This is a genomic window from Lysobacter sp. TAB13 (assembly GCF_052113885.1).
Lineage (GTDB): Bacteria > Pseudomonadota > Gammaproteobacteria > Xanthomonadales > Xanthomonadaceae > Lysobacter > Lysobacter gummosus.
On the sequence record NZ_JBFRDR010000364.1, the window covers coordinates 1 to 371 of the forward strand.

At 67.1% G+C, this 371-nt stretch carries 1 protein-coding gene; it reads right to left on the reverse strand.

The window, feature by feature from the left end; genetic code table 11:
* Positions 1–371: HAD hydrolase-like protein (locus tag AB4Y92_RS26550; RefSeq protein WP_441822339.1), on the reverse strand; the 371-nt coding region annotated here is incomplete at both ends.

A 371-nucleotide genomic window follows, 5' to 3' on the forward strand; every position in this document is an offset into this window, starting at 1 on the left:
GGTGCGTTCCGGCCGCGCGCCGGTTTCCCTCATCGCCTGCAGGATCATACCGGGATGGGGCTTGGACGGCGCATCATCGGCCGTCTGGATCGTCGCCATGTGCTGACGCCAGCCATAGCGCTCAACGATGTAGTCCGCGCCCCGACGGGACTTGCCGGTCGCGATGCCGAGCACCGTATCGGGCCGTGCAACCAGCGCGTCCAGCATAGCCGCAACGCCCGGGAAGAGCGGCTCGGCGAGGCTTGGATCGGTCTCGGCCTGCCGCCGCATGGCGCCGAATACCTCTCTGTAAGTTTCCGTCAGTTGGTCGTCGGGGCGTTCCAGCCCCGCCAGCTGCATCAGCGCAATATCCAGCGTCAGCCCGACGATGC